Genomic DNA, 23158 nt, shown 5'->3' on the forward strand with positions numbered 1-23158 from the left:
CGCGGGCGGGAATACGGCACGTCGCGGAGACGTCCACTGTCGGATGTGGACGCTCCGCGACGTGCCGGTATTCGTGATGGCCGCTGGGTCAGGCGTTCAGCGGGAAAGGCAGGCGATGGCACGGTCGAGCCGTTACTCGCCCTGCAGCGGCTGGTCGGCCAGGCGGCCGTTCTGGTACGCGGCGATCTTCCAGCCCTCGCCGTTCTTGGCCATCACCCAGGTGGCCCGCAGGGCGCGCGCGGGGTGCGGCTCGGTCTCCCCGTCGGTGAGCACGCCGCCCTCGGTGACCACCACGGCGGTCTCCGGCGACAGGAACCGGAGGTCGACGATGTTCTGCAGCAGGGTCGTGCCCTTGTGCGCGGTCTTGAACTGGTGCACCGTCATCTTCCGGATGACCTCGAGGCCCTTGAAGTAGCGGTCGCCGGACAGGACCATGCTGGCGTCCTCGGCGTAGGCGTCGGCGAACCCGTCGGGGTCGTTGGCGGCCCACGACTCGGCGATGCCGTCCACGACCGCACGCACCGCGGCCACCTCGGCCTCCGTCGCCATGTCAGCAAAGTTGGTTGTCATCGGTGAACTTCTCCCTTATTTCCGCTCCAGCATCCGCAGGCATGCGCTGCTGCCACCAATGTTGCCGCACCCCGACACCCGCGTCATCTTCAAAATTGCCCTCAGAATCGGGAATAAACCTGCGAGGAACAACTGTGCGGATCCGTTTGTTCCCGGCAGGCATTACTATTTTCGGCGGCAAACCTGTCATTTACGCTCCGGGCACCGGTAGCGGCCGGTACGCGGGGCTGTTCTGGTAGGCGGCGATCCACCACCGGACGTCCCGCTTGACCACCACCCAGGACGCGCGGATCGTCTGCTCCTCGGCGACCGCGCTCTCCCCCGGGGCCAGGCATCCGCCCTGCGTGATGAGGACGGCGCAGCCGTCGCCGAAGAACCGCAGGTCCAGCGGCCGCCCGGTCACCTGGGTGTTCTTGTACTTGCTCTCGAACGCCTCCTTCATGTACAGCCGTATTTCCTCGCGCCCCTTCGCGAATGCGCCGGGCAGGATCATCGTCCCGTCCTCGATGAAAAGGTCGGCGAAACCGGCGGCATCTTGATGCGCCCAGGACGCGATGACCTTCTGGGTCAACGCCGCGATATCGGCGGCATCGGCCGGGGACGTTTGTGAAGTGGTCATGAACTGTTTCCTTCGGCTAGACGGAGAGCGTGTTGACTGATGGCGTGGACGTCCCGGAAAATACGCTGAATGGGCATGCCGGAATAGATCGAGGAACCGCCGGCGCCGTGGAGGATGTCACGGCCTGCCGCGCGAGACCGACCACGGCGCCCATGTCCGCCCGGGCCTTCGCCCGCTCCTCGGCGGCGCCGTCGCCCCGGCCGAGCTCGGCGGCGATTTCCACCAGCGTCCGCGTGCCGGCCTCGTAACCGCCGTACCGAATGGGAGTGCGCGACCGGAAGACGCCGGTTTCGGAAAGCGCGTCGATCACCTGCTCGCTCAGCCGCCGGTTCTCGTCCGACCGCCGCGCATTCTTGGCCAGGAACGGAACCAGCTCCGCCACGCGACCCAGGACATCCCGCGCGTTTCCCACCATGTTTCTCGCCCTCCCGGCACCGGCCGTTTACACGAGCGTGAAGCCGCCACCCGGGGGAAGGCGTCTCTTCACGTGCGTGGGTTGTTCACCACATATCCGTGACGGCGTCATCGAGCACGCCGGGACAAGCACGAAAGAGCGGCCCGGTCACCGGTCCGCTCGCGCGCGCCGGTTACCGGACCGGCGCCGAGCAACGGGGAAGAAGGCGCTACCGGACGTGGTATCGGTCCCGACAGCGCAAACCGGAAGAAGATGGCCCGCTGGGCGGCCGTGATACTGGGACCCGACGCCGCAACGGGTCGCCACCGACGTGGATGCCGGCCGTGGTTCTGGGCGGTGGGGAAGTTTGTCCGCAGCCAGCGAAGCAGGAGGAATGCACGGTGTCCGTGGAAATTGGCATCGCACTGCCAGTCCGGGAGTTCGCAATACTTGGCGCGCGGGACGCCGACCCCCTGCTCAATCTGTCCCGCCAGGTCGAGGAGCTCGGGTTCGACTCGGTGTGGGTCGGCGACTCGTTCGTCGCGCGGCACCGCCTCGAGCCGCTGACCCTGCTCGCCGCCATCGCCATGGTGACCAAGGAGATCACCGTGGGCACCGCGTCCCTGACCGCGGTGCTGCGCGATCCGCTGGCCCTCGGGCACATCATCGTGACCCTGGACCAGATCAGCAAGGGACGCTTGAAGCTGGGCATCGGCACCGGCGCCCCGCTGCCGGTGCAGTCCGAGTACGACGCGGTGACCATGACCTACCGGGAGCGCCGCGAGCGGGTCGACGAGGCCGTGCAGGCCTGGAAAAAGGTGTGGCGGGACGAGGACGGCAGCCTGGTCGGCAAGTACCGCAACCTGTCCGGCCTGCGCGACCAGAGCGCGCCGGTCCGGCCCGGCGGTCCCGACCTCTGGCTGGCCAGCAACGGCAAGCCGCTCGCGGTCGAGCGGACCGGCTCGTTCTACGACGGGTGGCTGCCGGTGCGCATCGACCCGGACGAGTACCGGCAGTCCCTCAAGCAGATCCGCGAGAGCGCGAAGGTCGCCGGCCGTGACCCGGAGAAGATCACCCCGGCGCTGTACGTGAACGTGAACGTCAACGCCGACCCCGCGGTGGCCGAGGTGGGGCTCAACGACTACACGATGCGCTACAACGAGCTGCCGCTGCCGGCGATGCTGCCCTACCAGATCTACTGGGGCGGACCGGAAAAGGAAATGGTCAAGTTCCTGCGCGAGTACGTCGAGGCCGGCGCGCGGCACATCATCATCCGGATCAGCTCCTTCACCGACTACGAGCGGCACCTGCACGCCATCGCGGAGAACGTCTTACCCGCCATTCACTCGATTCAGGTGGACTGAACATGCGATTCGAAGGCAAGGTCGTCCTGGTCACCGGCGGCGGCACCGGCATCGGCCGGGCGGCGGCGAACGCCTTCGCCGGTGAGGGTGCCGCCGTGCTGGTCACCGGTCCGGACGAGGAACCACTCCGGCAGACGGTCAAGGAGATCGAGACGCGCGGCGGAACGGCCGGCTACCTCGTCGGCGACATGACCGACGAGTCCGACGTCCGGGCCGCGGTCGACGCCGCCGTGCACCAGCACGGCGGGCTGGACGTGGCGTTCAACAACGCCGGCATCATGGTGCCCGGGCCGCTGGCCGACCTGGAGCCGGAAACCTGGGCGAAGGCGCTGTCGGTGGCCACGATGACCTGGCTGTCGATGAAGCACGAGATCGCCCACATGCGCGCGCACGGCGGCGGGGTGATCGTCAACATGTCGTCGATCATCGGCACCCGCCGGAGCATTCCCGGAACCGGCGCGTACGGTGCGGCGAAAGCGGCGATCAGCTCCATCACGCGCACCGCGGCGCTGGAGAACATCGGGGCCGGTGTGCGCATCAACAGTGTGAGTCCGGGCCCGGTGGCCACCCCGTTCTCGCTCATCCGCGGCGAGAACGAGGACGAGCAGGCGGCCCGGATGCGCAGCGCCCTGCCGATCGGCCGGGTCGGCAGCCTCGCCGAGGTGGTCGGCACCGTGCTCTGGCTCGCCTCGGAGGACTCCGGGTTCGCCGTCGGCACCGAGGTCGTCATCGACGGTGGCGCGACGGCATGATCCGCGGCGGTGCCTCGCCCGGGGCGTTCCGGGGACGGCTCAGGCGGAACACACGCTGACCGCGGCGGCGGGTTCGGCGCGCATCGCCTGCCGAACCCGCTGCCGGAACGCGACGGTGAGGATGTCCGCCGGCAGCAGGTCGCGGCCTTGCTCCGGCGGATCCGCCGTGCCGAACGCCCGGACGGCGAGCGCGGCGAACGCCTCGTCGGTGCCGACCAGCCGGGCGTGCACGAACCGCCGGCTGAGCTGCTCGCGCAGGTCGCCCGGGCACTGGCCGACCAGGACCGCGCACACGCCGTCGTCGGTGGCGGCGACCAGGGCGTGCCCGAGCGCGCAGCCGGCCTCGGCGAAGCGGATCACGGTGCCCAGGCCGCCCGACCGGAACGACGAGGGCGTCATGCCGAGAATGTCCCGGATCACCGTGTAGAAATGCCCGTTGGACCGGAACCCCGACCGGTAGATCGCCTCGGATATCGAGGGCGCGACGGCGAGCTCGTGCCGCACGCGGTTCTCCCGGGCGTCGGTGAGATAGGCGTGCGGCGTCACCCCGGTGTACAGCTTGAACATCCGGTGGAAATGGAACCGGCTCAGCCCGGCCTCGCGGGCCAGCTCGTCGAAGTTGGGCGACGAGCAGCCGTCGCGCTCGGCCAGCGAGCGGCAGATCCGGGTGATCGTTGCGGCATACCATTCCCGCAGCCCGGGCCGGTCCGGCTTGCAGCGGCCGCACGGGCGGTAACCTTCGCCCAGGGCCTGGGCGGCGGTGTCGTAGAAGGTGACGTTCTCCCGCCGCGCCGGCCGGGTGCCGCAGGACGGCCGGCTGTACCGGCCGGTGGTCCGGACCACGTAGTAGAACGCGCCGTCGGCCCGGGAGTCCCGCTCCTGGACGGCTCGCCACCGCTGGTTCTCACTGACATACGGCCGTTCGTCGTGCATCGTGCAACTCCGTCGATCGGATTCCCGGGAGCGGTCTGCGCCGCTCAGCCGAGCTCGCGTAACGCGGGAACGACGTCCTCGCTGAACTGGACGAGGAAGCGCTCCTGGTCGTGACCGGGTCCGTGGAAGACCAGATGGGTGAATCCGGCGTCCACGTAGGGCTTTATTCCGGCCAGCGCGGTGTCCGGATCGGACGCGACGATCCACCGCTTGGCCACCTGCTCGATCGGGAGCTCGTCGGCCAGCCGCTCCATCTCCCGGGCGCTGTCGACGCTGTGCTTCTGCTCCGCGGTCAGCGACAGCGGCGCCCAGAACCTCGTGTTCTCCAGCGCCTGGCCGGGATCGCGGTCATAGGACAGCTTGATCTCGATCATCTTGTCGATCTGCGCGGGGTCGCGCCGCGCGGCCTGCGCGCCCTCGGCGACCGCCGGCATGAGCTGGTCGACGTAGAGCTCCATGCCCTTGCCGGAGGTGCAGATGAACCCGTCGCCGGCGCGACCGGCGTACTTGGCCACGACCGGGCCGCCGGCCGCGACGTAGACCGGGACCGTCCTCTTGGGACGGTCATAGATCTTCGCCCCGGCGAGCTTGTAGTACTCGCCGTCGAAGTCGACCTCTTCGCTGCACCACAGCTCGCGGATCAGCGCGATCGACTCCCGAAGCCGGGCGAAGCGCTCCTTGAACTCCGGCCAGGTGCGGCCGGAGACGGCGATCTCGTTGAGCGCCTCGCCGGTGCCGACGCCGAGCATGACCCGGTCCTCGTAGAGCAGCGCCATGGTCGCGAACGCCTGGGCGATGACCGCGGGGTTGTACCGGAAGGTCGGGGTCAGCACGCTGGTGCCGATCAGCACCCGGCTGGTCCGCTCGCCCACCGCGGTCATCCAGGACAGCGCGAACGAGGCGTGCCCACCCTCGTGCCGCCAAGGCAGGAAGTGGTCGGACACCACCACGCTGTCCAGGCCGGCCTCCTCGGCACGAACCGCGTACTCGACAAGGTCCCGCGGCCCGAACTGCTCCGCCGACGCCTTGTAGCCAATCGTCAAGCCCATTCCCGCTCCTTGTCGTCTACGAGCCCGGAAACCCGCTCAGCCGCCGATGCCGCCGATGGCGGTCTTCCCTCGCGAACCACTGCACGAGACGTGCCGGCCCTGACTCAGGCCGCGACGGTGCGGTCCGCGCCGGATCGCGTCGCCGCAAGGCGAACCGGAAGCGAGCGGTACCCGTTCATGATGAAGGTGGGCGTCGACTGCAGCTCCGTCCGGTCCACGGCCAGCTCCAGGTCGGGGAACCTGGCGAACAGCTTGCCCAGGCCGATCTTGACCTCCTCGCGGGCGATCGCCCAGCCGAGGCAGAAATGCGGACCGACACCGAAGGCGAGGTGCGTCTTGTCGGTACGGTCCACATCGAACTCGCCGGCCGTGTCGCCGTGCACCTCCGGGTCGCGGCCGACACCGGCGTAGTTGACCAGAATCGCCTCGCCTTTGGGAATCGTGACGCCGTCGATGTCGATGTCCTCGACCGCGTAACGCAATGGCAGGTGTGCCACCGGGCCCTCGACCCGCAGCCCCTCCTCGATCGCCTCGTCCCAGGAGACCTCGCCGGCGAGCAGGCGGTCGAGCTGGTCGCGGTGGGTCAGCAGCTCCACCAGGAACTTGCCGAGGAAGTCGACCGTGGTCGAGGTGCCGGCACCGAGGATGGCGAAGAGCGTGCCCAGCAGCTCTTCCTGGGTCAGCTTGGAGTTCTCGTCGTCCCGGGCGAGGATCAGGTCGCTGGTGATGTCCTCGCCGGGGTCGTGCCGCTTGAGCTCGATGAGATCGGCGATCGCGCTCTGCCACCCGATCAGCAGCGCCTGGGCCTGCTCCGGGCTCACCGTCGTGTTCACCATCATATCCATGACCTGGGCGGTCTTGGTCCGGGACTGCTCGGACATGCCCAGCATGTCGGCCATCAGCCGGGCCGGCAACGGGTAGCAGAACCGCTCCCGCAGGTCGACGACCTCGCCGGGGGCGACAGCGCCGAGGCTGTCGACCAGCTCGTCGACCAGCTCCTCGATCCGCGGCCGGAGCGCCTCGATCCGCTTGGGGCTGAACGCCTTGCTGACCAGGCGGCGCAGCCGTACCTGGTTCTTGCCGGTCGCGGTGGCCATGTTGTCCATGGTGATCCAGCTGATGAGCTCCCAGCCGGGCGGGATCTCGTTGTTGATGAAAGCGGGCCAGTGGTCCCGGGCGCTCTTGGTGACCAGCGGGTCCTTGAGGATCTGCTTGGCACCCGAGTAATGGTTGACCGACCAGACCACGACGCCGCCGGGCAGCTCGACCCGGGTGGCCGGACCTCGCAGGCGCAGCTCGTCGGCTTCGGCGTGAATGTCCGTACCTGCTGGGTCCAGTGCGAATGGGCACTGACCGGTCCCGTGATCGTCCACTGTGGCCTCCCTTCTCGTCTGTGGTCCAGCATGTCCAAATGCGACCCTCCGCTCCACTCCGGTCGTGCTCTCCTGCTCGGGACTGATCGCGGCCCGGTCGTCGACGGAAGGCCAGGTAACGGTTCGCATCCGGCCGGGCACGCAGCGGGGGCGGGACCGGGCCGGCCTTCTTCGAGGTTGCTGATTCACCGGCACGGGGCCGGTCCGCGATGGCCGCGACCCGGCCCGCTCCTGGTCAGCGGTACCCCCTCTTCCATATTGCTGCATCCGTTCCGCCGATCTTCCAACGTGCTCCATCGCGCCGCGGCGATGGTCGGACTCATTCGGTCGTGGATAGCCTCAGCCGTGGTACGCGGGCCCCGGATCCGATTCGCGTTTTCGGGTCGGGTGGGAAATACGCGGCCGGTAAACCGGTGCGCTGGAGGAGAGGAATGATGACGACTCGAGCCGCCGCCGACTGCGAGGAATTCGTGCGGCATACCGAGCAGCTCCGGCGGCAGCTGTTCGCGCACTGCCACCGGCTGATGGGTTCGGTGGACGACGCTGAGGACGCCGTCCAGGAGACCTACCTGCGGGCCTGGCGCGCGTTCGGCAACTTCGAGGGCCGTTCCTCGGTACGGACGTGGCTGTTCCGGATCGCCACCAACACCTGCCTGACCGCGATGAGCCAGCGCCACCGCAACGTGCTGCCCGCGGGCCTCGCGGGACCCGATGACGAGGCGGCCATGGCCGTCCTGGCCGGGGACTGGCGCGGCCAGGAGGTGCCGCCCCAGCACGGCTTCGCCGATCCCGCGGAGATCGTCGCGCTGCGCGAGAACCTGCGCCTGGCCCTCATGGCCAGCCTCGCCTACCTGCCCGCCCGGCAGCGGGTCGTGCTGATCCTGCGCGACGTCCTGGACTGGCCGGCCAGCGAGGTCGCCGAACTGCTGGAGACCACCACCGACGCGGTCAAGAGCACCCTCAAACGCGCGCGTACCCGGATCCTGCAGCAGGCCCCGGTCGCCGAGGACGTGGCCGAGTTCGCCGAACCCGCCAGCCGCGCCCTCCTCGACCGGTACATCTCGGCTTTCCAGAACTCTGACGCCACGGCCCTGCGCAACGTCCTCCGCCACGACGCCGTCCGCGAAACCCCCGCCATGGCCGTCGCCTAGCGCCGCCCCGAGAACGGTCGGCGAACCTGGTGTTGCGCGTCGTGGGTTCGTTGACAGGGCGGCTGCGAGGGCAAGCGTCCTGAATGACTCATTCAGGTCTTCGGAGGTCCTGAATGAGTCATTCAAGACCTTTGGCCGGGGCCGGCGAGCCTCGCCGGGGCTGAGCGAGCGCCCCTGACTCCAGCGGCCCGAGGATGGTGTGCGGCCCGGGGCGTGACGCGCGGCTGGGTGGGGGTGTTCTGCGGCGGCGTAGGTCGCGCGCGACGGGGATCGGGAGCGGGAGCCGCGGTCGGTCATTGAAAAAGCGTCCCTCCGCGCGCTGGGCGTGGGGAAGGACGCTTCGTCAGGGGCCGCACGGCCTACGTGGTGCCGATGGACTGGCGGTGGCGGAAGAAGTTGAGCGGATCCCAGCGGCGCTTGGCCTGGAGCAGCCGGGCGTAGTTGTCCTTGTAGTACAGGGTGTACCAGGGAGTGGTGGACTTGTTGAAGTTCGGGTCGCTCAGGTCGCCGTCCGGGTAGTTGACGTAGCAGCCGTCAGTGACAGCGTTGGGCACGGGCACGCCGCCGGTGTCGGCGTAAGTGTCCGCGTAGCCGCGGCGCATCCAGTCGATGTGCTTGGCGTCGTCGGCGGGGTCGATCCACTGCGCGGACCAGAGCATCTTGAACGCCGCGCCACGGTGCGGAATCGCCGTCGCCGCCGGGTCCACGGCGCTGGCCTGCCCGCCGTACGGGGTGAACTGCACGCCCGCCAGGGGGTTGCTGATCGCGGTGCTGGTGAGGTGCCGGTACACCGCGGCGATCTGGTTGTCCGGGAAGTTGCCGCGCATGAACGTCGACTTGTACTCCGCCCGGTAGGTCGGGTCGTTCAGCGGCGGGTTCGTCGTGCCCAGCATGCGGGTCGCCTCGAGCCAGGGCAGCCGCCGCGCCTGGACCAGTTGCGGCATCGGGCTGATCTCGGCCATCCGGTTGGTGAGCGCGACGTGCTGGGCCGTGACACCGCTCTGCATGTAGGCGATGTAGTTGTCCAGGATCGTCTGGGCGTTGGGGACCGTGGCGTCGACCTGGGTGATGAGCCCGATCTGGCCGTTGGACTGGTGGTTGAGCAGCAGGTAGCTCGTCACCACCCGGTTCGGGTTGTCCGCCGCGCGGTTGGCGACGTGCCAGCTCGCGTAGTTCCGCGCCAGCCGGGTGAACTGGTCCTGGGTGAGGGTGCTCCAGTTGTAGGCGATCGCGCTGATGAGCACGTCGTGCGGCGGGCGCGGCAGCATGGTCCGCGGATCGGAACCGGTGGCGCCGGGCGACTTGAACCAGTAACGGGTGATGACACCGAAGTTTCCGCCGCCGCCACCGGTGTGTGCCCACCACAGGTCCCGGTTCGGGTCGTTCGGCTCCCGCGTCGCCACCACGGCGCGCGCCGTGCCGTTGGCGTCGACGACGACCACCTCGACCGCGTAGAGGTGGTCCACGACAAGACCGTTGACCCGGACCAGCGGCCCCCACCCGCCGCCGGCGACGTGCCCGCCGGCGGCGACCGAGTAGCAGAAGCCGGCCGGGACCGTCACCCCCCACTGCTTGTACAGGGTCTTGTAGATCTCCAGCATCGTCGCGCCGGACTCGATGGCGACCGCGTTCATCGCCGGGTCGTAGTACACGTTGTTCATCATGGTGATGTCCACGACGACCTTCACGTCCGGGTTGAAGATGAAATCCTCGTAGCAGTGCCCGCTGGAAATGACGGTCAGCCGCTTCTTGTTCGTGACGGCCTCCTGGACGACCTGCACGACCTGATCCGTGCAGTTGACGATCCGCACGGATTCCGGCGTGCCGATGTACCGGGTGTTGAGACCGCGCACGCAGTCGGCGTACTGCGGATCATTCGCCGTCACGGCCACGGCTGATGGGACTGCACGCGTAGTCGCATTGTCGTTACCATCCTGAGCGGCCGATGCCGCCATGAGCTCACCTCCGGCTAGCCCCGCGATTCCCACCACACCGGCTACGAGCACGGCGCGGCGCCCCAGATTACCGTCAGCCATGGGTCCTCCAAAGTTAGGCTTGACGAAGACGACTTCACCGGTGTCCACCACGGTTCATCCGTGCGGGGTGAAGCCACCGATTCGGTCACCGACGGTACCCGGCGTTCGTTCGGCGGGCGCTCAAAATGTTGCTGTCACTTTGGACCGGAGTAGCCCTTCCGAGCTGCTGCGTAATCGCGACGGCGCAGGCCTGCAGTCCACGAGAAATGACGTGAAGCACTCCCGCTCCGGTAACCCATAGTGACAATAATTGGCCGCCGGTACGGCGGGAAAGAAAGTTGTTGACGGTGCGCCCCCTTTCGCCGCCCGCGCCGGTCTGTACATGGTGACAAGACCGACGACCCGACCGAAAAAGAAGAGGTGTGCACGTTGGCTATCAAGCATGGTGTGTTCCTGCCCCAGGGCTTCTCGCTGGAGCTCGCGGGCATGCAGGACCCAGCCGAGGCGTACCAGGCGCTGACCCGCGTGGCGAAGGCCGCGGACGAGAACGGCTACGAGACGGTGTGGGTGGCCGACCACTTCCACAACGCGATGAACACCCAGCACATGCTGTTCGAGTGCTGGACGACCAGCACCGCTCTGCTGACCGGGACCGAGCGGGTCCGCGTCGGCACCATGGTCACCGGCAACGGTTACCGCAATCCCGCACTGCAGGCCAAGATGGCCTCGACGCTGGACGTGATCTCGGGCGGCCGGTTCACCTTCGGCATCGGCGCCGGCTGGTGGGAGCCCGACTACGTGGGCTACGGGTACGAGTACCCGGACGCCGCCGAGCGGCTGCGCCGGCTCGACGAGTCGCTGCAGGTCATCCTCGCGATGTGGACCAAGGAGGAGGCCAAGTTCGACGGGCAGTACTACCAGGTCAACGGCGCGATCAACCAGCCGAAGGGCCTTCAGCAGCCGCACATTCCGCTGCTGATCGCCGGTGGTGGCGAGAAGGTGACGCTCAAGCTGGTGGCCAAGTACGGCGACCTGTGCAACGTCTCCGGTGACCCGGCCACGCTCGCGCACAAGTTCGAGGTGCTGAAGAACCACTGCACCGCGGTCGGGCGCGACTTCGACAGCATTCACAAGACCGCGCTGACCCTGTGCATCATCGCCGACACCGACGAGGAGGCCGCGCAACAGGTTCCGCCGTGGGCGCCCAGCGTGTTCCCCGGTGACGTCGCCGAATACGGGTTGATCGGCACCATCGACACCGTCCGCGAGCGGCTCGCCGCCTACGAGGCCGCCGGCGTGGACGAGCTTGTGGTGACATTCGTCGACGCCCTGGAACTGACCACGATCCAGCGGTACGCGCAGGAATTCCTGCGGTAGTAGCCTACCGAAGATTGGTCGGGTCAGTTCGTGGACCGCGCCCGCCGAAAGCGCGGGCGCGGTCCACCGGCATTAAGGAGGGATGACATTGCGGAAGATCATCGTTTCGACCCTGGTCACGGCCGACGGCGTCGTCGAGGATCCGGGCGGAATGGCCGGTTTCGAGCACGGCGGCTGGGCGGACCGGTATTTCAACCAAGAAGTCGGAAAACGGTCACTTGAACGCCTGCTGTCCTGTGACTACTTCCTGTGCGGCCGGCACACCTACGAGATGTTCTCCAAGGCGTGGCCGAACAGCACCGGACCGTACGCCGACCGGCTGAACGCGATTCCGAAACTGGTCGCCTCGACGACACTGGCCGAGCCGCTCACTTGGAACGCGAGCCTGCTGAAAGGCGACGCGATCGGCGCGCTGAAGAAGATCAAGGAAGAGGACGGCCAGGACATCCTGATGTACGGCAGCGTCACGCTGATGCGCTCGCTGCTGCGCGACGGCCTGGTCGACCAGCTGGATCTCATGGTCTGCCCGGTCCTCCTCGGCACCGGGAAGCGGCTGTTCGGCGAGGGTGGTCCGGTGGTGGAACTGGAGCTCACCGGGCACACCCGCCTCGACACCGGCATCGCCATCCAGAGCTACCACCCCCAGCCGCCCGCGACGAGCTGAGCACCCCGGCGGTCCCACAACGGCCGATGCCTCGGATCCCTGCGCCACAGGGCATCCGAGGCATCAGTCCGTTGTGGACACCACATGCGCCGGAACGACGACGACGGCACCGTCCCCCGCGGGGGACGGTGCCGTGCCATCCGCCGCTACGCGGCCTCGTCCAGCTCGGTCGCGGGCGGGTCGGCCGGGACGGCCGCCACGCCGCCGCGCCGGCGGAACGTGCCCGGTAGCACGACCAGGACGCCGAGTCCGGCAAGACCGATCGGGATGCTGATCGCCGGGACGAACCCGTCGATGAGCGAGGCCGCTCCCCCGCCGGTGCCACCGCTGGCCGTCAGCACCGCGGCGACCACGGCCAGCCCGATCGCGCCGCCGACCTGCAGCGAGGTGTTCAGCAGGCCGCCGGCCAGCCCCTGCTCGTGGTCGGCCACGCCGGCGGTGGCCTGGATGTTGAACGAGGCGAACGCCATCAGGAAGCCGATGCCGAGCAGGACCATGCTCGGGAACACCGCGGCCCAGTAGCCGGAGTGCTCGTCGACGCGCAGGAACAGCGCGTACGCCAGCACGTGCGCGAGCAGCCCGCCGAAGATCATCCGCTCGGTGCCGACCTTGAAGATCAGCGGTCCGATCTTCGGCGAGCCGAACGCGACGAACACGGCGGAGGGCAGGAAGCCCAGCGCGGTCTGCAGCGGCGACCAGCCCAGGACCGACTGCAGGTAGAGCATCACCACGAACTGGAAACCGAGGTAGGCGCCGAAGAATAGCGCGATACCGAGGTTCGCCGTGGCCAGCGACCGCGACCGCAGGATGCCCAGGCGCAGCAACGGGCTGCGGCTGCGCCGCTCGATCAGCACGAACGCGACCAGCAGCGCCACCGCACCGGCGAAGCCCAGGACCGTGCGGGGTGCGCCGAAACCGGCCTCCGGGGCCTGCACGATGGTGAACACCAGCAGCAGCGAGCCGGCGGCCCCGGTGATCGCGCCGGGCAGGTCGTAGCCGATGCCGCCGCGTTCCGGGCGGTGGCCGGGAACCACCCTGGCGGACACCAGCAGCGCGACGAGCGCGATCGGCACCGGCAGGAAGAACGTCCAGCGCCAGCCGGCCTGGGTCAGCAGCCCGGAGAACACCAGGCCGGCGGCGAACCCGCTGGCGGCAAACACCGCGTAGATCCCGAGCGCCCGCCACCGGGCCGGGCCCTCCTGGAACGTCGTGGTGATGATCGACAGCGCGGCGGGCAGGGTGAACGCCGCGGCCACGCCCTTGATGAACCGGGTGGCGATCAGCAGCGCGCCGTCGTCGACGATGCCGCCGAGGAACGAGGCGATGATGAAGACCGTGACGGCGGCGAGGAAGACCCGGCGCCGGCCGAGCAGGTCCGCGGTGCGCCCACCGAGCAGCAGCAGGCCGCCGAACCCGAGCGCGTAGCCGCCGGCGACCCACTGCAGCGCGCTGGTGGACATGCCCAGGTCGGCCCGGATCGCCGGCAGTGCCACGCCGACCATCGAAACGTCGAGCGCGTCCAGGCCGACGATCACGGACACGGTCAGCAGAATGGCCCACAGGCGGCCGTCCCACCGCGCCGAGGTGGTGGAAAGTGGTGTCGTAGCACTCATGCATCGACAGTACAGACGCGATTACCCGCCGAGTTCTTCCAGAATGCGAATTCAGGACGCGTGCGGAAATGTGACCAGCGCGCCGGAACCGGCCGAGCCGAACGCGGGCGGACGGCATGACGGCTCCCCGAAATCTGGCCAGTAATGGGCAACCTGAATTGGCGAACACCGAATGTCGGCGACAATTACCGAACAATTGTGCGACCCGGACACCGAGTGCCGGGTGGGCCGGTCAGTCCGGCCGGCGGTCGCGCACCGGGCTGAGGGACTCGAGCGCGGCGCCCAGACGCAGAACGGTCGCCTCGTCGTACCAGCGAGAGACGAGCTGAACACCGATCGGCAGGTTGCCGCCGCCGGCCCCGAACGGTAACGACAGTGCGGGGAGGCCGGTGAGGTTGAACGGCACAGTCGCGCGCATGATGCCGCGCGCCGGCACGGTGACGTCTCCGATGCGGAACTTCGATTGCGCATGAGGCGGTGCGGGAATCGGGCACACCGGGCACAACAACGCGTCGTAGCTCTCGAAGTACCCGCTGAACATCGAGCTGAGCCAGTCGACCTGCTGCTGTGCACCGAGGTAATCGGCCAGCGTCACCTCCGGGGCGGTGAGCGTGCGCTGGACGACGGCGTGCAGGTCCGCCTCATGGCCGGCGGTGACCTGCCGGAAGTACGGCACGATCTCCGCGGTGAACAGCACCGCGCTCAACGCGGTCGCGTCAAGGGACTCCAGCCCCGGCGGGGGTGCTGGTTCGACGACACAACCCAGCGTCCTCAGGGCGTCGGCCGCGGCCTGGACGGTGGTCGCTACTTCGGCGTCCACCGGGCCGAAGGCCGGCGCGCTCGCCCAGCCGACCCGCAATCCGGTTACGTCCGCCGGCCGGTCGTCTTGTGGCGGGGAGTGCCGGACGTAACCGTCGACGCCGTCGGGACCGGAAAGAAGCCTGGCCGCGGTCGTGATGTCCCGCACGCTGCGCGCCATCGGACCGACGTGCCAGTAGCGACGGGGAACCTCGGGCCAGTGCCCGGTGATCGGAATCCTCCCGCGGGTCGCTTTCAGCGCGACGATTCCCGTGTCATGGGCCGGGCCCCGCACCGAGATGGCGACATCGCTGCCCAGCCCCAGCGGCGACATCCCGGCGGCGATCGCGGCGGACTCGCCGCCGCTGGAGCCGCCCGGAGTGCGGTCACCGTCCCAGGGATTGCGGGACCGGCCGACGAGCAGGTTGTCGGTCTCGGTCCAGTAGGAGAACTCCGGCAGGTTCGTCTTGGCCAGGGGGATTCCGCCGGCCGCCCGGAGGCGGGCCACCGCGGTCGCGTCCACCTCCGCGACACGATCCCGGAACACCGTCGAGCCGCGTGTGGTCACCACGCCTGCCACGTCCAACGCGTCCTTGACCGTGAACGGCACACCGTGCAACGGGCCGAGCGCCTCGCCTGACGCCACCGCGGCGTCCGCCGCACGCGCCGCGGCGAGCGCGGACTCGGCCGGCACCGCCAGGACCGCGTTGACCTTCGGATTCATTTCCTCGATGCGCTCCAGGTGGGCCCGCACCACCTCCTCCGCCGACACTTGCCGGGTGCTGATCATGGCCGCCAGCTCGGTCGCGTCGCGGTAAACGATCTCGATCCCGCTCATGGACACACCCTCTCACTACGGCCTGGGCGATCTCCTCGGCGGTTCCGAGCCGGTTGATGGGCTGGCCGGCTTCGGCTTCGGCGCGGTCGAGGTTGCCCGTGGCGAACATGTCGCTGACCATGGGGGTGTCGATGATGCCGGGACAGAGGGCGTTGATGCGGATGCCGCGCGGGGCGTATTCGAGTGCGGCGCTGGTCGTCAGGCCGATCACACCGTGTTTGGAGGCGTGGCAGGAGGCGCGGCCGGGCAGGCCGCCGAGGGAGGAACAGTTGACGATCGCGCCGCTGCCCTGGGCGCGCAGGTAGCGCAGTTCGTGCTTCATGCAGGCCCAGATGCCACGAAGGTTGACCGCGTGGACACGGTCGAACATCTCGGCGCCTTCGTCGGCCGCATCGCAGGGCGGGATCTGGATGCCGGCGTTGTTGTAGGCCATGTCGAGGCGGCCGAAGGTTCCGACCGTGCGGTCGACGGCGGCGGCCAGGCCCATCCCGGAGCCGGCTCCGGTGACGAAGGCGACCTGGCCGGTGAAGTCGTAGGTGGGGTTCATCTCGGGTGTTCTCCAGGTTCAGGGTGCGGAGGACGACCACGGTCGGGCCCGGGTTCCGAGGGAACCAGAAGCCATCGTGACCTGGGAGGTTCTCCCGAAAGGTGTACTGGCAGAGCACCCCACCCCGTCGTGGTCACGCGTACGGTCGCACCGTGGACAATCGTCAGGAAGTCCGCGAGTTCCTCGTCTCGCGGCGGGCCAGGATCACGCCGGAGCAGGCCGGGCTCCCCACCGCGAGCAACCGACGGGTGCCGGGACTGCGCCGCAGCGAAGTCGCCGCGCTGGCCGACGTCAGCGTCGAGTACTACGCCAAGCTCGAACGGGGAAACCTCGCCGGCGCGTCCCCTTCTGTACTGGACTCGGTGGCCCGGGCCCTCCGGCTCGACGACGCGGAACGGGCGCACCTGCTCGCCCTCGCCCGCGCCGCGGACGGCACCAGCGCGATCCTGCGGCGGCCGAAGGGCAAGCAGTGGAGCCCGCACCGCAGTCTGCAGTGGGTCCTCGACGCGGTCACCGAAGGACCCGCGTTCGTCCGCAACGGGCGGATGGACCTGCTGGCCGCGAACCGCTTGGCGCGGGCGTTCTATTCCGAGGTCTACGCGAGCCCGCAGCAGCCACCCAACCTCGCCCGCTTCCAGTTCCTCGACCCGGCGGCCCGCCGGTTCTACCCCGACTGGGGCTTCTTCGCCGACGTCTGCGTCGAGATCGTGCACATCGAAGCCGGCCGAAACCCGCACGACAAGGGCTTGCACGACCTGGTCGGCGAGTTGTCGACCCGCAGCGACGAGTTCCGCACCCGGTGGGGCGCCCGCAACGTCCGCCACCACGGCACCGGGTCGAAGACCTTCCACCACCCGGTCGTCGGAGACCTCACCCTCGCCTACGAGGGCCTCGAACTGACCGCCGAGCCCGGCCTGACCCTCACCGTCTACACCGCCGAGCCGGACTCACCGTCGGACGAAGCCCTCCGGCTGCTCTCCTCCTGGGCGGCCGCGCAAGAGGAGTCCATCATGGACAGTCACTCCCCCGCCCGCCGTGGCGAAGCGGCCCAGGACGCCAGGAGCTCCAAGCCTTCGGCGGAAGCCGAACCGGGCTCGGCGGTGTAGACCACGAGAGTGAGCCCCGGTTCGGCCGCCATCGCCATCGCCTCCCACGAGAGAGTGACATCACCCACGACCGGGTGACGAAAGCGTTTCACGCCCCTTCCGTGCCGACGGACGTTGTGGGCGCCCCAGCGTCCGCGGAACTCCTCGCTGCGAGTGCTGAGCTCCCCGACCAGGTCGTGCAAGCCCCTGTCATGCGGGTTGCGGCCGGCTTCGGTGCGCAGGACATCGACCGTGATGTCGGCGGCCAGTTCCCAGTCGGCGTAGAAGCGGCGGGCCGCGGGATCGAGGAACTGGTAGCGGGCCATGTTCGGTGGCAGGGAAGCACCACCGTACATGCCGCTGTAAAACGCGCGGGCGAGCTGGTTCTCGGCCAGCAGGTCCAGGCGGCCGTTGTTGACGAACGCCGGACCGGCGGTGATCGCGTCCAGTGTCCACTGCAGACTCCGGTGCGGCGTCCATCGCTTGCCGGAGCGCCGGCGGGGCCGGACGAGCACGTCCGCGCCCTCGGCGGTCCGAGCCAGGTGCAGCAGGTGGGCGCGCTCGGCATCGTCCAGCTGGAGCGCGCGGGCGACGGCTTCGAGAACGGCGGGCGAGGCACCGGCGAGATTCCCGCGTTCGAGCTTGGCGTAGTACTCGACGCTGACGTCGGCCAGCGCGGCGACTTCGCTGCGCCGCAGCCCCGGGACGCGACGCCGGGCTCCGCCCGGCAGCCCGGCCTGCTCCGGCGTGATCTTGGCCCGCCGCGAGACGAGAAACTCGCGCACTTCGTCACGGTTGTCCACAGCGCGACCGTACGCGCCGTCACCCGGCGGTGGGGTGTACTGCCGGTACACCCTTCACCAGTGACTCGCTGCCCACGCGAAAACGCGGTTGCCTGGAAGCCCAGGGGCCGTCCGGCCCCCGCAACCACCACCGCCAGAGGAGTCACCCATGCGCGGAGCCGTCATCCACGCTCCCGGCGACGTACGCTTCGAGCAGCTCGACGACCCGAAGATCCAGCAGCCGACCGACGCGATCATCCGCACCGTCGCCACCTGCGTCTGCGGCTCGGACCTGTGGCCCTACCGCGGCCTCGAACCGATCGGCGACCCGCACCCGATGGGCCACGAGTACGTCGGCGTCGTCGAAGAGGTCGGCAGCGAGGTGACCGCGGTCAAGCCCGGCCAGTTCGTGGTCGGCTCCTTCGCCACGTCGGACAACACCTGCGCGAACTGCCGCAACGGCTGGCAGTCCTCCTGCCTGCACCGCGAGTTCATGAGCACCTGCCAGGCCGATCACGTCCGCATCCCCCACGCCCAGGGCACGCTCGTCGCCACCCCCGAGCACCCGGACGACGAGTACGTGCCCAGCCTGCTCGCCGTGTCCGACGTCATGGGCACCGGCTGGTACGCGGCCCTCGCCGCCGAGGTGAAGCCCGGCTCCACCGCCGTCGTAGTCGGCGATGGCGCGGTCGGGCTGTGCGGCGTCATCGCCGCCAAGGAACTCGGCGCCGAACGCATCATCGCCATGAGCCGCCACGAGTCCCGGCAGAAGCTGGCCACCGAGTTCGGCGCGACCGACGTCGTCACCGAACGCGGTGACGAGGGCGTCGCCGCCATCAAGGACCTCACCGGCGGCATCGGCGCCGACTCGGTCCTGGAGTGCGTCGGCACCGCCGAATCCATGAAGCAGGCCCTGCACTCGGCCCGCCCGGGCGGCAACGTCGGGTTCGTCGGCGTCCCGCACGACGTGCGGATCGCGGGCGAGGAGCTGTTCTTCTCCCACGTCGGCCTGCGCGGCGGCCCCGCGCCCGTGCGCCGCTTCCTGCCCGACCTGATCGACCGGGTCCTGACCGGCCACATCAACCCGGGACTGGTCTTCGATCTCACCCTGCCCCTGGACCAGGTCGCCGAGGGCTACCGGGCCATGGACGAGCGGCGCGCCATCAAGACCCTGCTCACCCCCTGATCGAAGACCGGCACACCCGGTCCGGGTCGCAGCGACGGCGGTGCGGCCCGGACCGGCGATGCCCTCTGCGAAGGAGAGATTTCCCTGCGTCCCGGCAAGCTTCCCGCCGTCGTGTGGGTGCTCGCGAGACCGAGGAGGTCGCCGTACCGTGTTGACCGAGCCAACCGGCCAAGATATCGGCAATTTGCCCGCTTTACGACGCACTGCCAGTACACCTCTCGTCAGGGACTCCCACACCTCGCGAACGCCTGGTGGGGTCGACTCCATGTCCCCCGAGTCCCCCGAAAGTTCCCTGCCGCCCGGTGGCACCGAGGCGGAGCCGCCCACGGCCCACTCCCGGCGGACGTTCATCGCGGCGTCGGCGGTGACCGGCGCTGTCGCCGTGGCCGGCCCAGCGCTCCTCGGCGCCGAGCCCGCGACCGCCGCCGGCGACGCGTCGAGCAGCCGGGTCTCGGTGACCGTGAACGGAACGCGGCACACCGTCACCGTCGACAACCGGACCTCGCTGCTGGACCTGCTGCGTGAACACGTCGGCCTGACCGGCACCAAGAAGGGGTGCGACGCCGGTGCCTGCGGCGCGTGCACGGTCCTCGTCGACGGCCGACGCGTCAACGGGTGCCTGACCCTGGCGGTGCGGCTGGACGGCGCGCAGGTCACCACCATCGAGGGCCTGACGCGCGGCGACGACGGGCCGTTGCACCCGTTGCAGCAGGCGTTCGTCGACCAGGACGCGTTCCAGTGCGGGTACTGCACCCCCGGGCAGATCATGTCCGGCATCGGCTGCGCTCGGGAAGGCCATACCGGTTCGCCAGAAGAGATCCGGGAGTGGATGAGCGGCAACATCTGCCGCTGCGGCTGCTACGTCAAGATCGTCAAAGCCATCCAGCAGGCGGGGAGCTGACGACCGATGGAGTCCTTCTCCTACACCGAAGTTCCCGACATCCGGGCCGCCGTCGCGGCCGGACAGCGCGGCGGCCGGTACATCGCCGGCGGCACGACGCTGGTCGACCTGATGCGCGAGACCGTGGAACGCCCCGGCACGCTGGTCGACATCGCCCGGCTGCCGCTCACCGGCATCTCCCCCGCTCCGGACGGCGGCCTGCGGATCGGGGCGCTGGTGCGGATGGCCGACGCCGCCGCGGACCCTCGGGTGCGGTCCGCCTTTCCGGTGGTCTCGGAGGCGCTGGAGCTGAGCGCGTCCGCGCAGCTGCGCAACATGGCCACCATCGGCGGCAACATCATGCAGCGCACCCGGTGCCCCTACTTCCGGGACGTCACCGCGCGCTGCAACAAGCGCGAACCGGGCTCGGGATGCGCCGCCCTCGACGGCTACAACCGCGGTCACGCCATCCTCGGCGGCTCCGAGGCGTGCGTCGCCACGCACCCGTCGGACGTCGCGGTCGCCTTCGCTGCCCTGGAAGCGGTCGTGCGCCTGCAGGGTCCGAGCGGTGAGCGCACCCTCCCGTTCGCCGGCTTCCACCTGCGGCCCGGCAGCACCCCGGACCGGGAACAGGCCCTGCGGCCGGGCGAGCTCATCACCGCCGTCGAGATCCCGGCACTCCCGCCCCCGGCGCGGTCGGGCTACCTCAAGGTGCGGGACCGGCAGAGCTATGAATTCGCCCTCACCTCGGCCGCGGTGGCCCTGCAGATCCAGGGCGGGGTGATCCGCGCGGCGAAGGTCGCGGCCGGTGGTGTCGGCACCGTCCCGTGGAAACTGCCCGCCGTCGAGCAGCACCTGCTCGGCAGACGGCCGTCGGACGCGCTGTGGGCCGAGGCCGCACAACGAGCCGCGGACGGGGCCCGTCCCCTGCGGCACAACGGATTCAAGGTCGAACTGCTCAAGCGCACGGTCGAACGCCAGCTGCGCGTCGTGGGAGGCACCCGGTGACACTCCAGCCCCGAACCGCCGTCGGCACCCCGCAGTCCCGGGTGGACGGACGGCTCAAGGTGACCGGACAAGCCCGCTACGCCGCCGACCACCCGACGGACGGCGTCCTCTACGCGGCCGTGGTCGACAGCAGCGTCGGACGTGGCCGCGTCACGAGCGTCGACGACAGCGCCGCCCGCGCCCACCCGGGCGTCCTGCGCGTGATCAGCCACCTCAACGCCCCGCGCCTGCCCTATGTGGACAACCCGGGGTCGAACAACCCCGCGCCGAACTCACGGCTGCGCGTCTTCCAGGACGACCGGGTCCGGTTCTTCGGCCAGCCGGTCGCCGTCGTGGTCGCCACCACTCACGAGGCCGCCCAGCAAGGCGCACGCCTGGTGAAGGTGTCCTACGCCGCCGAGCAGCCCGTCACCGACCTGGCCACCGCACCCGCCGACGAGCCCACGACCTACGCGCGAGGCGACGCCGACCGCGCACTGGCCGCCGCGCCGGTCCGGCTGGACCTGACCTACCGGACCGCCCGCAACCACCACAACCCGATGGAGCCACACGCCACCATCGCCCGCTGGGACGGCGACCGCCTCACCGTGTGGGACAAGACCCAGTGGGTCGTGGGCGGTACCCAGCAGGAGCTCGCCGCCGTGTTCGGCATCCCGCAGACGTCGATCCGGGTCATCTCGCCCTTCGTCGGCGGCGCGTTCGGCAGCGGGCTGCGGGCCTGGCCGCACACCACGATCGCCGCGCTCGCCGCCCGCGAGACCGGGCGTCCGGTCAAGCTCGTCCTCGCCCGGCGGCAGCTGTACTTCGGCACCGGCTTCCGGCCCGCCTACTCCTACCGGCTCCGGGCGGGCAGCGACCGCACCGGGCGGCTCACCGCGATGACGCACGAGATCCGCAGCGAGACTTCCCGCTACGAGACGTTCACCGAGGCCGTGCTGGCGCCCGGCCAGATGCTCTACTCCATGCCGAACGTCCGCCAGGCGTACTCCACCGTGCCGCTGGACGTGAACACCCCGATCTGGATGCGCGGACCCGGCTACGCCTCCGCCGCGCTCGTCATCGAATCCGCGATGGACGAGCTCGCGCACCAGCTCGGCATCGACCCCATCGAACTGCGCAAGCGCAACGAACCGGCGGCCGACGAATCCAGCGGTCAGCCGTTCTCCACCCGCCGGCTGCGCGAATGCTACGACGTCGGCGCCCGCGAGTTCGGCTGGCGCCGCCGCACCCCGAAGCCGGCGTCCACCAGGGACGGCGACTGGCTGATCGGCACCGGCATGGCGGCCGCGGTCTACGACACCGCCCGCGCCCCGGCACAGGCCCACGTCCGGCTCAACGCCGACGGCACCGCCCTGGTCCAGTCGGCGACCAGCGACATGGGCCTCGGCACCTACACCTCGATGCCCCAGGTCGCCGCCGACGCACTCGGCCTGACCATGGACACCGTCGAGTTCCGGCTCGGCGACTCGCTCATGCCGCCGACCCCGCCCCACGGCGGATCCATGACCATGGCCAGCGTCGGTTCCGCCGTCCAGGACGGCTGCGACAAGGTCCGCCGCCAGGCCATCACCCTGGCCGTCAACGACCCTCGCTCCCCTTTGCGCGGCATCAACCCCGACGACATCATCGTCCGAAAAGGACGGATGCACGCGAAGAACGACCCGACGCGCGGCGAAACCTACCGCCAAGTCCTCGCGCGCAACGGCCGCGACCACCTCGAGGTGATCGGGTCCTGGGCACCGCCGGAGCAGAACCGGTTCTCGATGTACGGCTACGGCGCCGTCTTCGCCGAAGTCGCCGTCGACGCGCGCCTCGGCCTGGTCCGGCTCCGGCGCATGCTGGGCGTCTACGACGCGGGCCGGATCGTCAACCCCAAGCTCGCCGACAGCCAGGCCCTCGGCGGCATGGTCGGCGGCATCGGCGCCGCCCTGCTGGAGCACACCGTCACCGACCCGCGCGACGGCCGCATCGTCAACGCCAACCTCGCCGACTACCTCGTCCCCGTCAACGCCGACATCCGCGACCTTCGCGCGATCTACCTGGATGGCGAAGACCGCGAAGCCGACCCTCTCGGCGTCAAGGGCCTCGCCGAGCTCGTGCTTGTCGGCGTGGCCCCGGCGATCGCCAACGCGGTCTTCCACGCGACCGGACGGCGCATCCGTGAGTTTCCGATCACCGCTGATGCCCTGCTGTGAGCGT

Annotated in this window: 20 protein-coding genes and 2 pseudogenes; 10 read left to right on the forward strand and 12 right to left on the reverse strand. The window is 69.6% G+C overall.

The features are described 5' to 3' along the window. Window positions 1-132: 132 nt before the first annotated feature. The 4 genes and pseudogenes from A3CE_RS0113110 to A3CE_RS59855 all read right to left on the reverse strand — a co-directional run. The gene (locus tag A3CE_RS0113110; protein ID WP_020640542.1) at window positions 133-549 is read right to left on the reverse strand and encodes an SgcJ/EcaC family oxidoreductase; all 417 of its coding nucleotides are present in this window, start codon (window positions 547-549) and stop codon (window positions 133-135) included. Window positions 550-760: 211 nt separating this feature from the next. Further along, the gene (locus A3CE_RS0113115) at window positions 761-1189 is read right to left on the reverse strand and encodes an SgcJ/EcaC family oxidoreductase (protein ID WP_020640543.1); all 429 of its coding nucleotides are present in this window, start codon (window positions 1187-1189) and stop codon (window positions 761-763) included. Then, complete coding sequence (locus A3CE_RS59850) at window positions 1186-1305, reverse strand: hypothetical protein (RefSeq protein ID WP_084641532.1); 120 nt, start codon at window positions 1303-1305, stop codon at window positions 1186-1188. The genes A3CE_RS0113115 and A3CE_RS59850 overlap by 4 nt, the downstream gene beginning before the upstream one ends. A gap of 77 nt (window positions 1306-1382) precedes the next feature. Beyond that, window positions 1383-1604, reverse strand: a pseudogene (locus tag A3CE_RS59855) (acyl-CoA dehydrogenase family protein); the annotation flags it as partial. Window positions 1605-1984: 380 nt separating this feature from the next. On the opposite strand from A3CE_RS59855, the gene A3CE_RS0113125 reads away from it, so the two are divergent. Beyond that, a complete protein-coding gene (locus A3CE_RS0113125) occupies window positions 1985-2947 on the forward strand; it encodes an LLM class flavin-dependent oxidoreductase (RefSeq protein WP_020640545.1) in 963 nt (320 codons plus the stop codon). Window positions 2948-2949: 2 nt separating this feature from the next. Further along, window positions 2950-3699, forward strand: coding sequence for an SDR family NAD(P)-dependent oxidoreductase (locus tag A3CE_RS0113130; RefSeq protein WP_020640546.1), 750 nt, complete (start codon window positions 2950-2952; stop codon window positions 3697-3699). Window positions 3700-3738: 39 nt separating this feature from the next. Here the strand turns inward: A3CE_RS0113130 and A3CE_RS0113135 are convergent, their stop codons facing one another. From A3CE_RS0113135 to A3CE_RS0113145, 3 genes are all read right to left on the reverse strand, one after another. Beyond that, window positions 3739-4632 carry a bifunctional transcriptional activator/DNA repair enzyme AdaA gene (locus tag A3CE_RS0113135; protein ID WP_020640547.1) on the reverse strand — a complete coding sequence of 298 codons (894 nt, stop codon included), beginning with the start codon at window positions 4630-4632 and terminating at the stop codon, window positions 3739-3741. 44 nt (window positions 4633-4676) lie between these two features. Then, the gene (gene fgd, locus A3CE_RS0113140) at window positions 4677-5681 is read right to left on the reverse strand and encodes a glucose-6-phosphate dehydrogenase (coenzyme-F420) (protein ID WP_020640548.1); all 1005 of its coding nucleotides are present in this window, start codon (window positions 5679-5681) and stop codon (window positions 4677-4679) included. 104 nt (window positions 5682-5785) lie between these two features. Further along, window positions 5786-7054: a cytochrome P450 family protein gene (locus tag A3CE_RS0113145; protein WP_020640549.1), complete on the reverse strand. Its 1269-nt coding sequence runs from the start codon at window positions 7052-7054 to the stop codon at window positions 5786-5788. 434 nt (window positions 7055-7488) lie between these two features. On the opposite strand from A3CE_RS0113145, the gene A3CE_RS0113150 reads away from it, so the two are divergent. After that, window positions 7489-8205, forward strand: a complete 717-nt coding sequence (locus tag A3CE_RS0113150) for an RNA polymerase subunit sigma-70 (protein ID WP_026468436.1) — start codon at window positions 7489-7491, stop codon at window positions 8203-8205. A gap of 359 nt (window positions 8206-8564) precedes the next feature. On the opposite strand, the gene A3CE_RS0113155 is transcribed toward A3CE_RS0113150, so the two are convergent. After that, on the reverse strand, window positions 8565-10091 hold the full coding sequence (locus A3CE_RS0113155) for an FAD-binding oxidoreductase (protein WP_245589506.1): 1527 nt from the start codon (window positions 10089-10091) through the stop codon (window positions 8565-8567). A 519-nt stretch (window positions 10092-10610) separates the two neighbouring features. Here A3CE_RS0113155 and A3CE_RS0113160 point away from each other — a divergent pair. Together A3CE_RS0113160 and A3CE_RS0113165 are read left to right on the forward strand one after the other, a co-directional pair. Next, a complete protein-coding gene (locus A3CE_RS0113160) occupies window positions 10611-11558 on the forward strand; it encodes an LLM class F420-dependent oxidoreductase (protein WP_245589507.1) in 948 nt (315 codons plus the stop codon). 82 nt (window positions 11559-11640) lie between these two features. Beyond that, window positions 11641-12222, forward strand: coding sequence for a dihydrofolate reductase family protein (locus tag A3CE_RS0113165; protein ID WP_020640553.1), 582 nt, complete (start codon window positions 11641-11643; stop codon window positions 12220-12222). A 146-nt stretch (window positions 12223-12368) separates the two neighbouring features. Here the strand turns inward: A3CE_RS0113165 and A3CE_RS0113170 are convergent, their stop codons facing one another. The 3 genes and pseudogenes from A3CE_RS0113170 to A3CE_RS59860 form a co-directional block, all read right to left on the reverse strand. Further along, the gene (locus A3CE_RS0113170; protein ID WP_020640554.1) at window positions 12369-13835 is read right to left on the reverse strand and encodes an MFS transporter; all 1467 of its coding nucleotides are present in this window, start codon (window positions 13833-13835) and stop codon (window positions 12369-12371) included. A 232-nt stretch (window positions 13836-14067) separates the two neighbouring features. Further along, window positions 14068-15471: an amidase gene (locus A3CE_RS0113175; protein WP_020640555.1), complete on the reverse strand. Its 1404-nt coding sequence runs from the start codon at window positions 15469-15471 to the stop codon at window positions 14068-14070. Window positions 15472-15496: 25 nt separating this feature from the next. Then, a pseudogene (locus A3CE_RS59860) lies at window positions 15497-16018 on the reverse strand (SDR family oxidoreductase); the annotation flags it as partial. A gap of 152 nt (window positions 16019-16170) precedes the next feature. On the opposite strand from A3CE_RS59860, the gene A3CE_RS0113185 reads away from it, so the two are divergent. Further along, entirely contained in the window at window positions 16171-17124 is a 954-nt protein-coding gene (locus A3CE_RS0113185; protein WP_020640557.1) for a helix-turn-helix domain-containing protein, read from the forward strand. Here A3CE_RS0113185 and A3CE_RS0113190 read toward each other — a convergent pair. Further along, on the reverse strand, window positions 17037-17906 hold the full coding sequence (locus tag A3CE_RS0113190; RefSeq protein ID WP_026468438.1) for a helix-turn-helix domain-containing protein: 870 nt from the start codon (window positions 17904-17906) through the stop codon (window positions 17037-17039). The two genes, A3CE_RS0113185 and A3CE_RS0113190, sit on opposite strands and share 88 nt — an antisense overlap. A gap of 148 nt (window positions 17907-18054) precedes the next feature. Here A3CE_RS0113190 and A3CE_RS0113195 point away from each other — a divergent pair, with 148 nt between their 5' ends. From A3CE_RS0113195 to A3CE_RS0113210, 4 genes are all read left to right on the forward strand, one after another. Beyond that, on the forward strand, window positions 18055-19071 hold the full coding sequence (locus A3CE_RS0113195; protein WP_020640559.1) for a zinc-dependent alcohol dehydrogenase family protein: 1017 nt from the start codon (window positions 18055-18057) through the stop codon (window positions 19069-19071). Window positions 19072-19336: 265 nt separating this feature from the next. Continuing rightward, window positions 19337-19972: a (2Fe-2S)-binding protein gene (locus A3CE_RS0113200; protein ID WP_020640560.1), complete on the forward strand. Its 636-nt coding sequence runs from the start codon at window positions 19337-19339 to the stop codon at window positions 19970-19972. A gap of 6 nt (window positions 19973-19978) precedes the next feature. Next, entirely contained in the window at window positions 19979-20959 is a 981-nt protein-coding gene (locus A3CE_RS0113205; RefSeq protein ID WP_020640561.1) for an FAD binding domain-containing protein, read from the forward strand. Next, window positions 20956-23154: a xanthine dehydrogenase family protein molybdopterin-binding subunit gene (locus A3CE_RS0113210; RefSeq protein ID WP_020640562.1), complete on the forward strand. Its 2199-nt coding sequence runs from the start codon at window positions 20956-20958 to the stop codon at window positions 23152-23154. Before A3CE_RS0113205 ends, A3CE_RS0113210 begins: the two co-directional genes overlap by 4 nt. The last annotated feature ends 4 nt before the right edge of the window (window positions 23155-23158 follow it).

The organism is Amycolatopsis balhimycina FH 1894 (assembly GCF_000384295.1).
Taxonomy (GTDB): Bacteria; Actinomycetota; Actinomycetes; order Mycobacteriales; family Pseudonocardiaceae; genus Amycolatopsis; species Amycolatopsis balhimycina.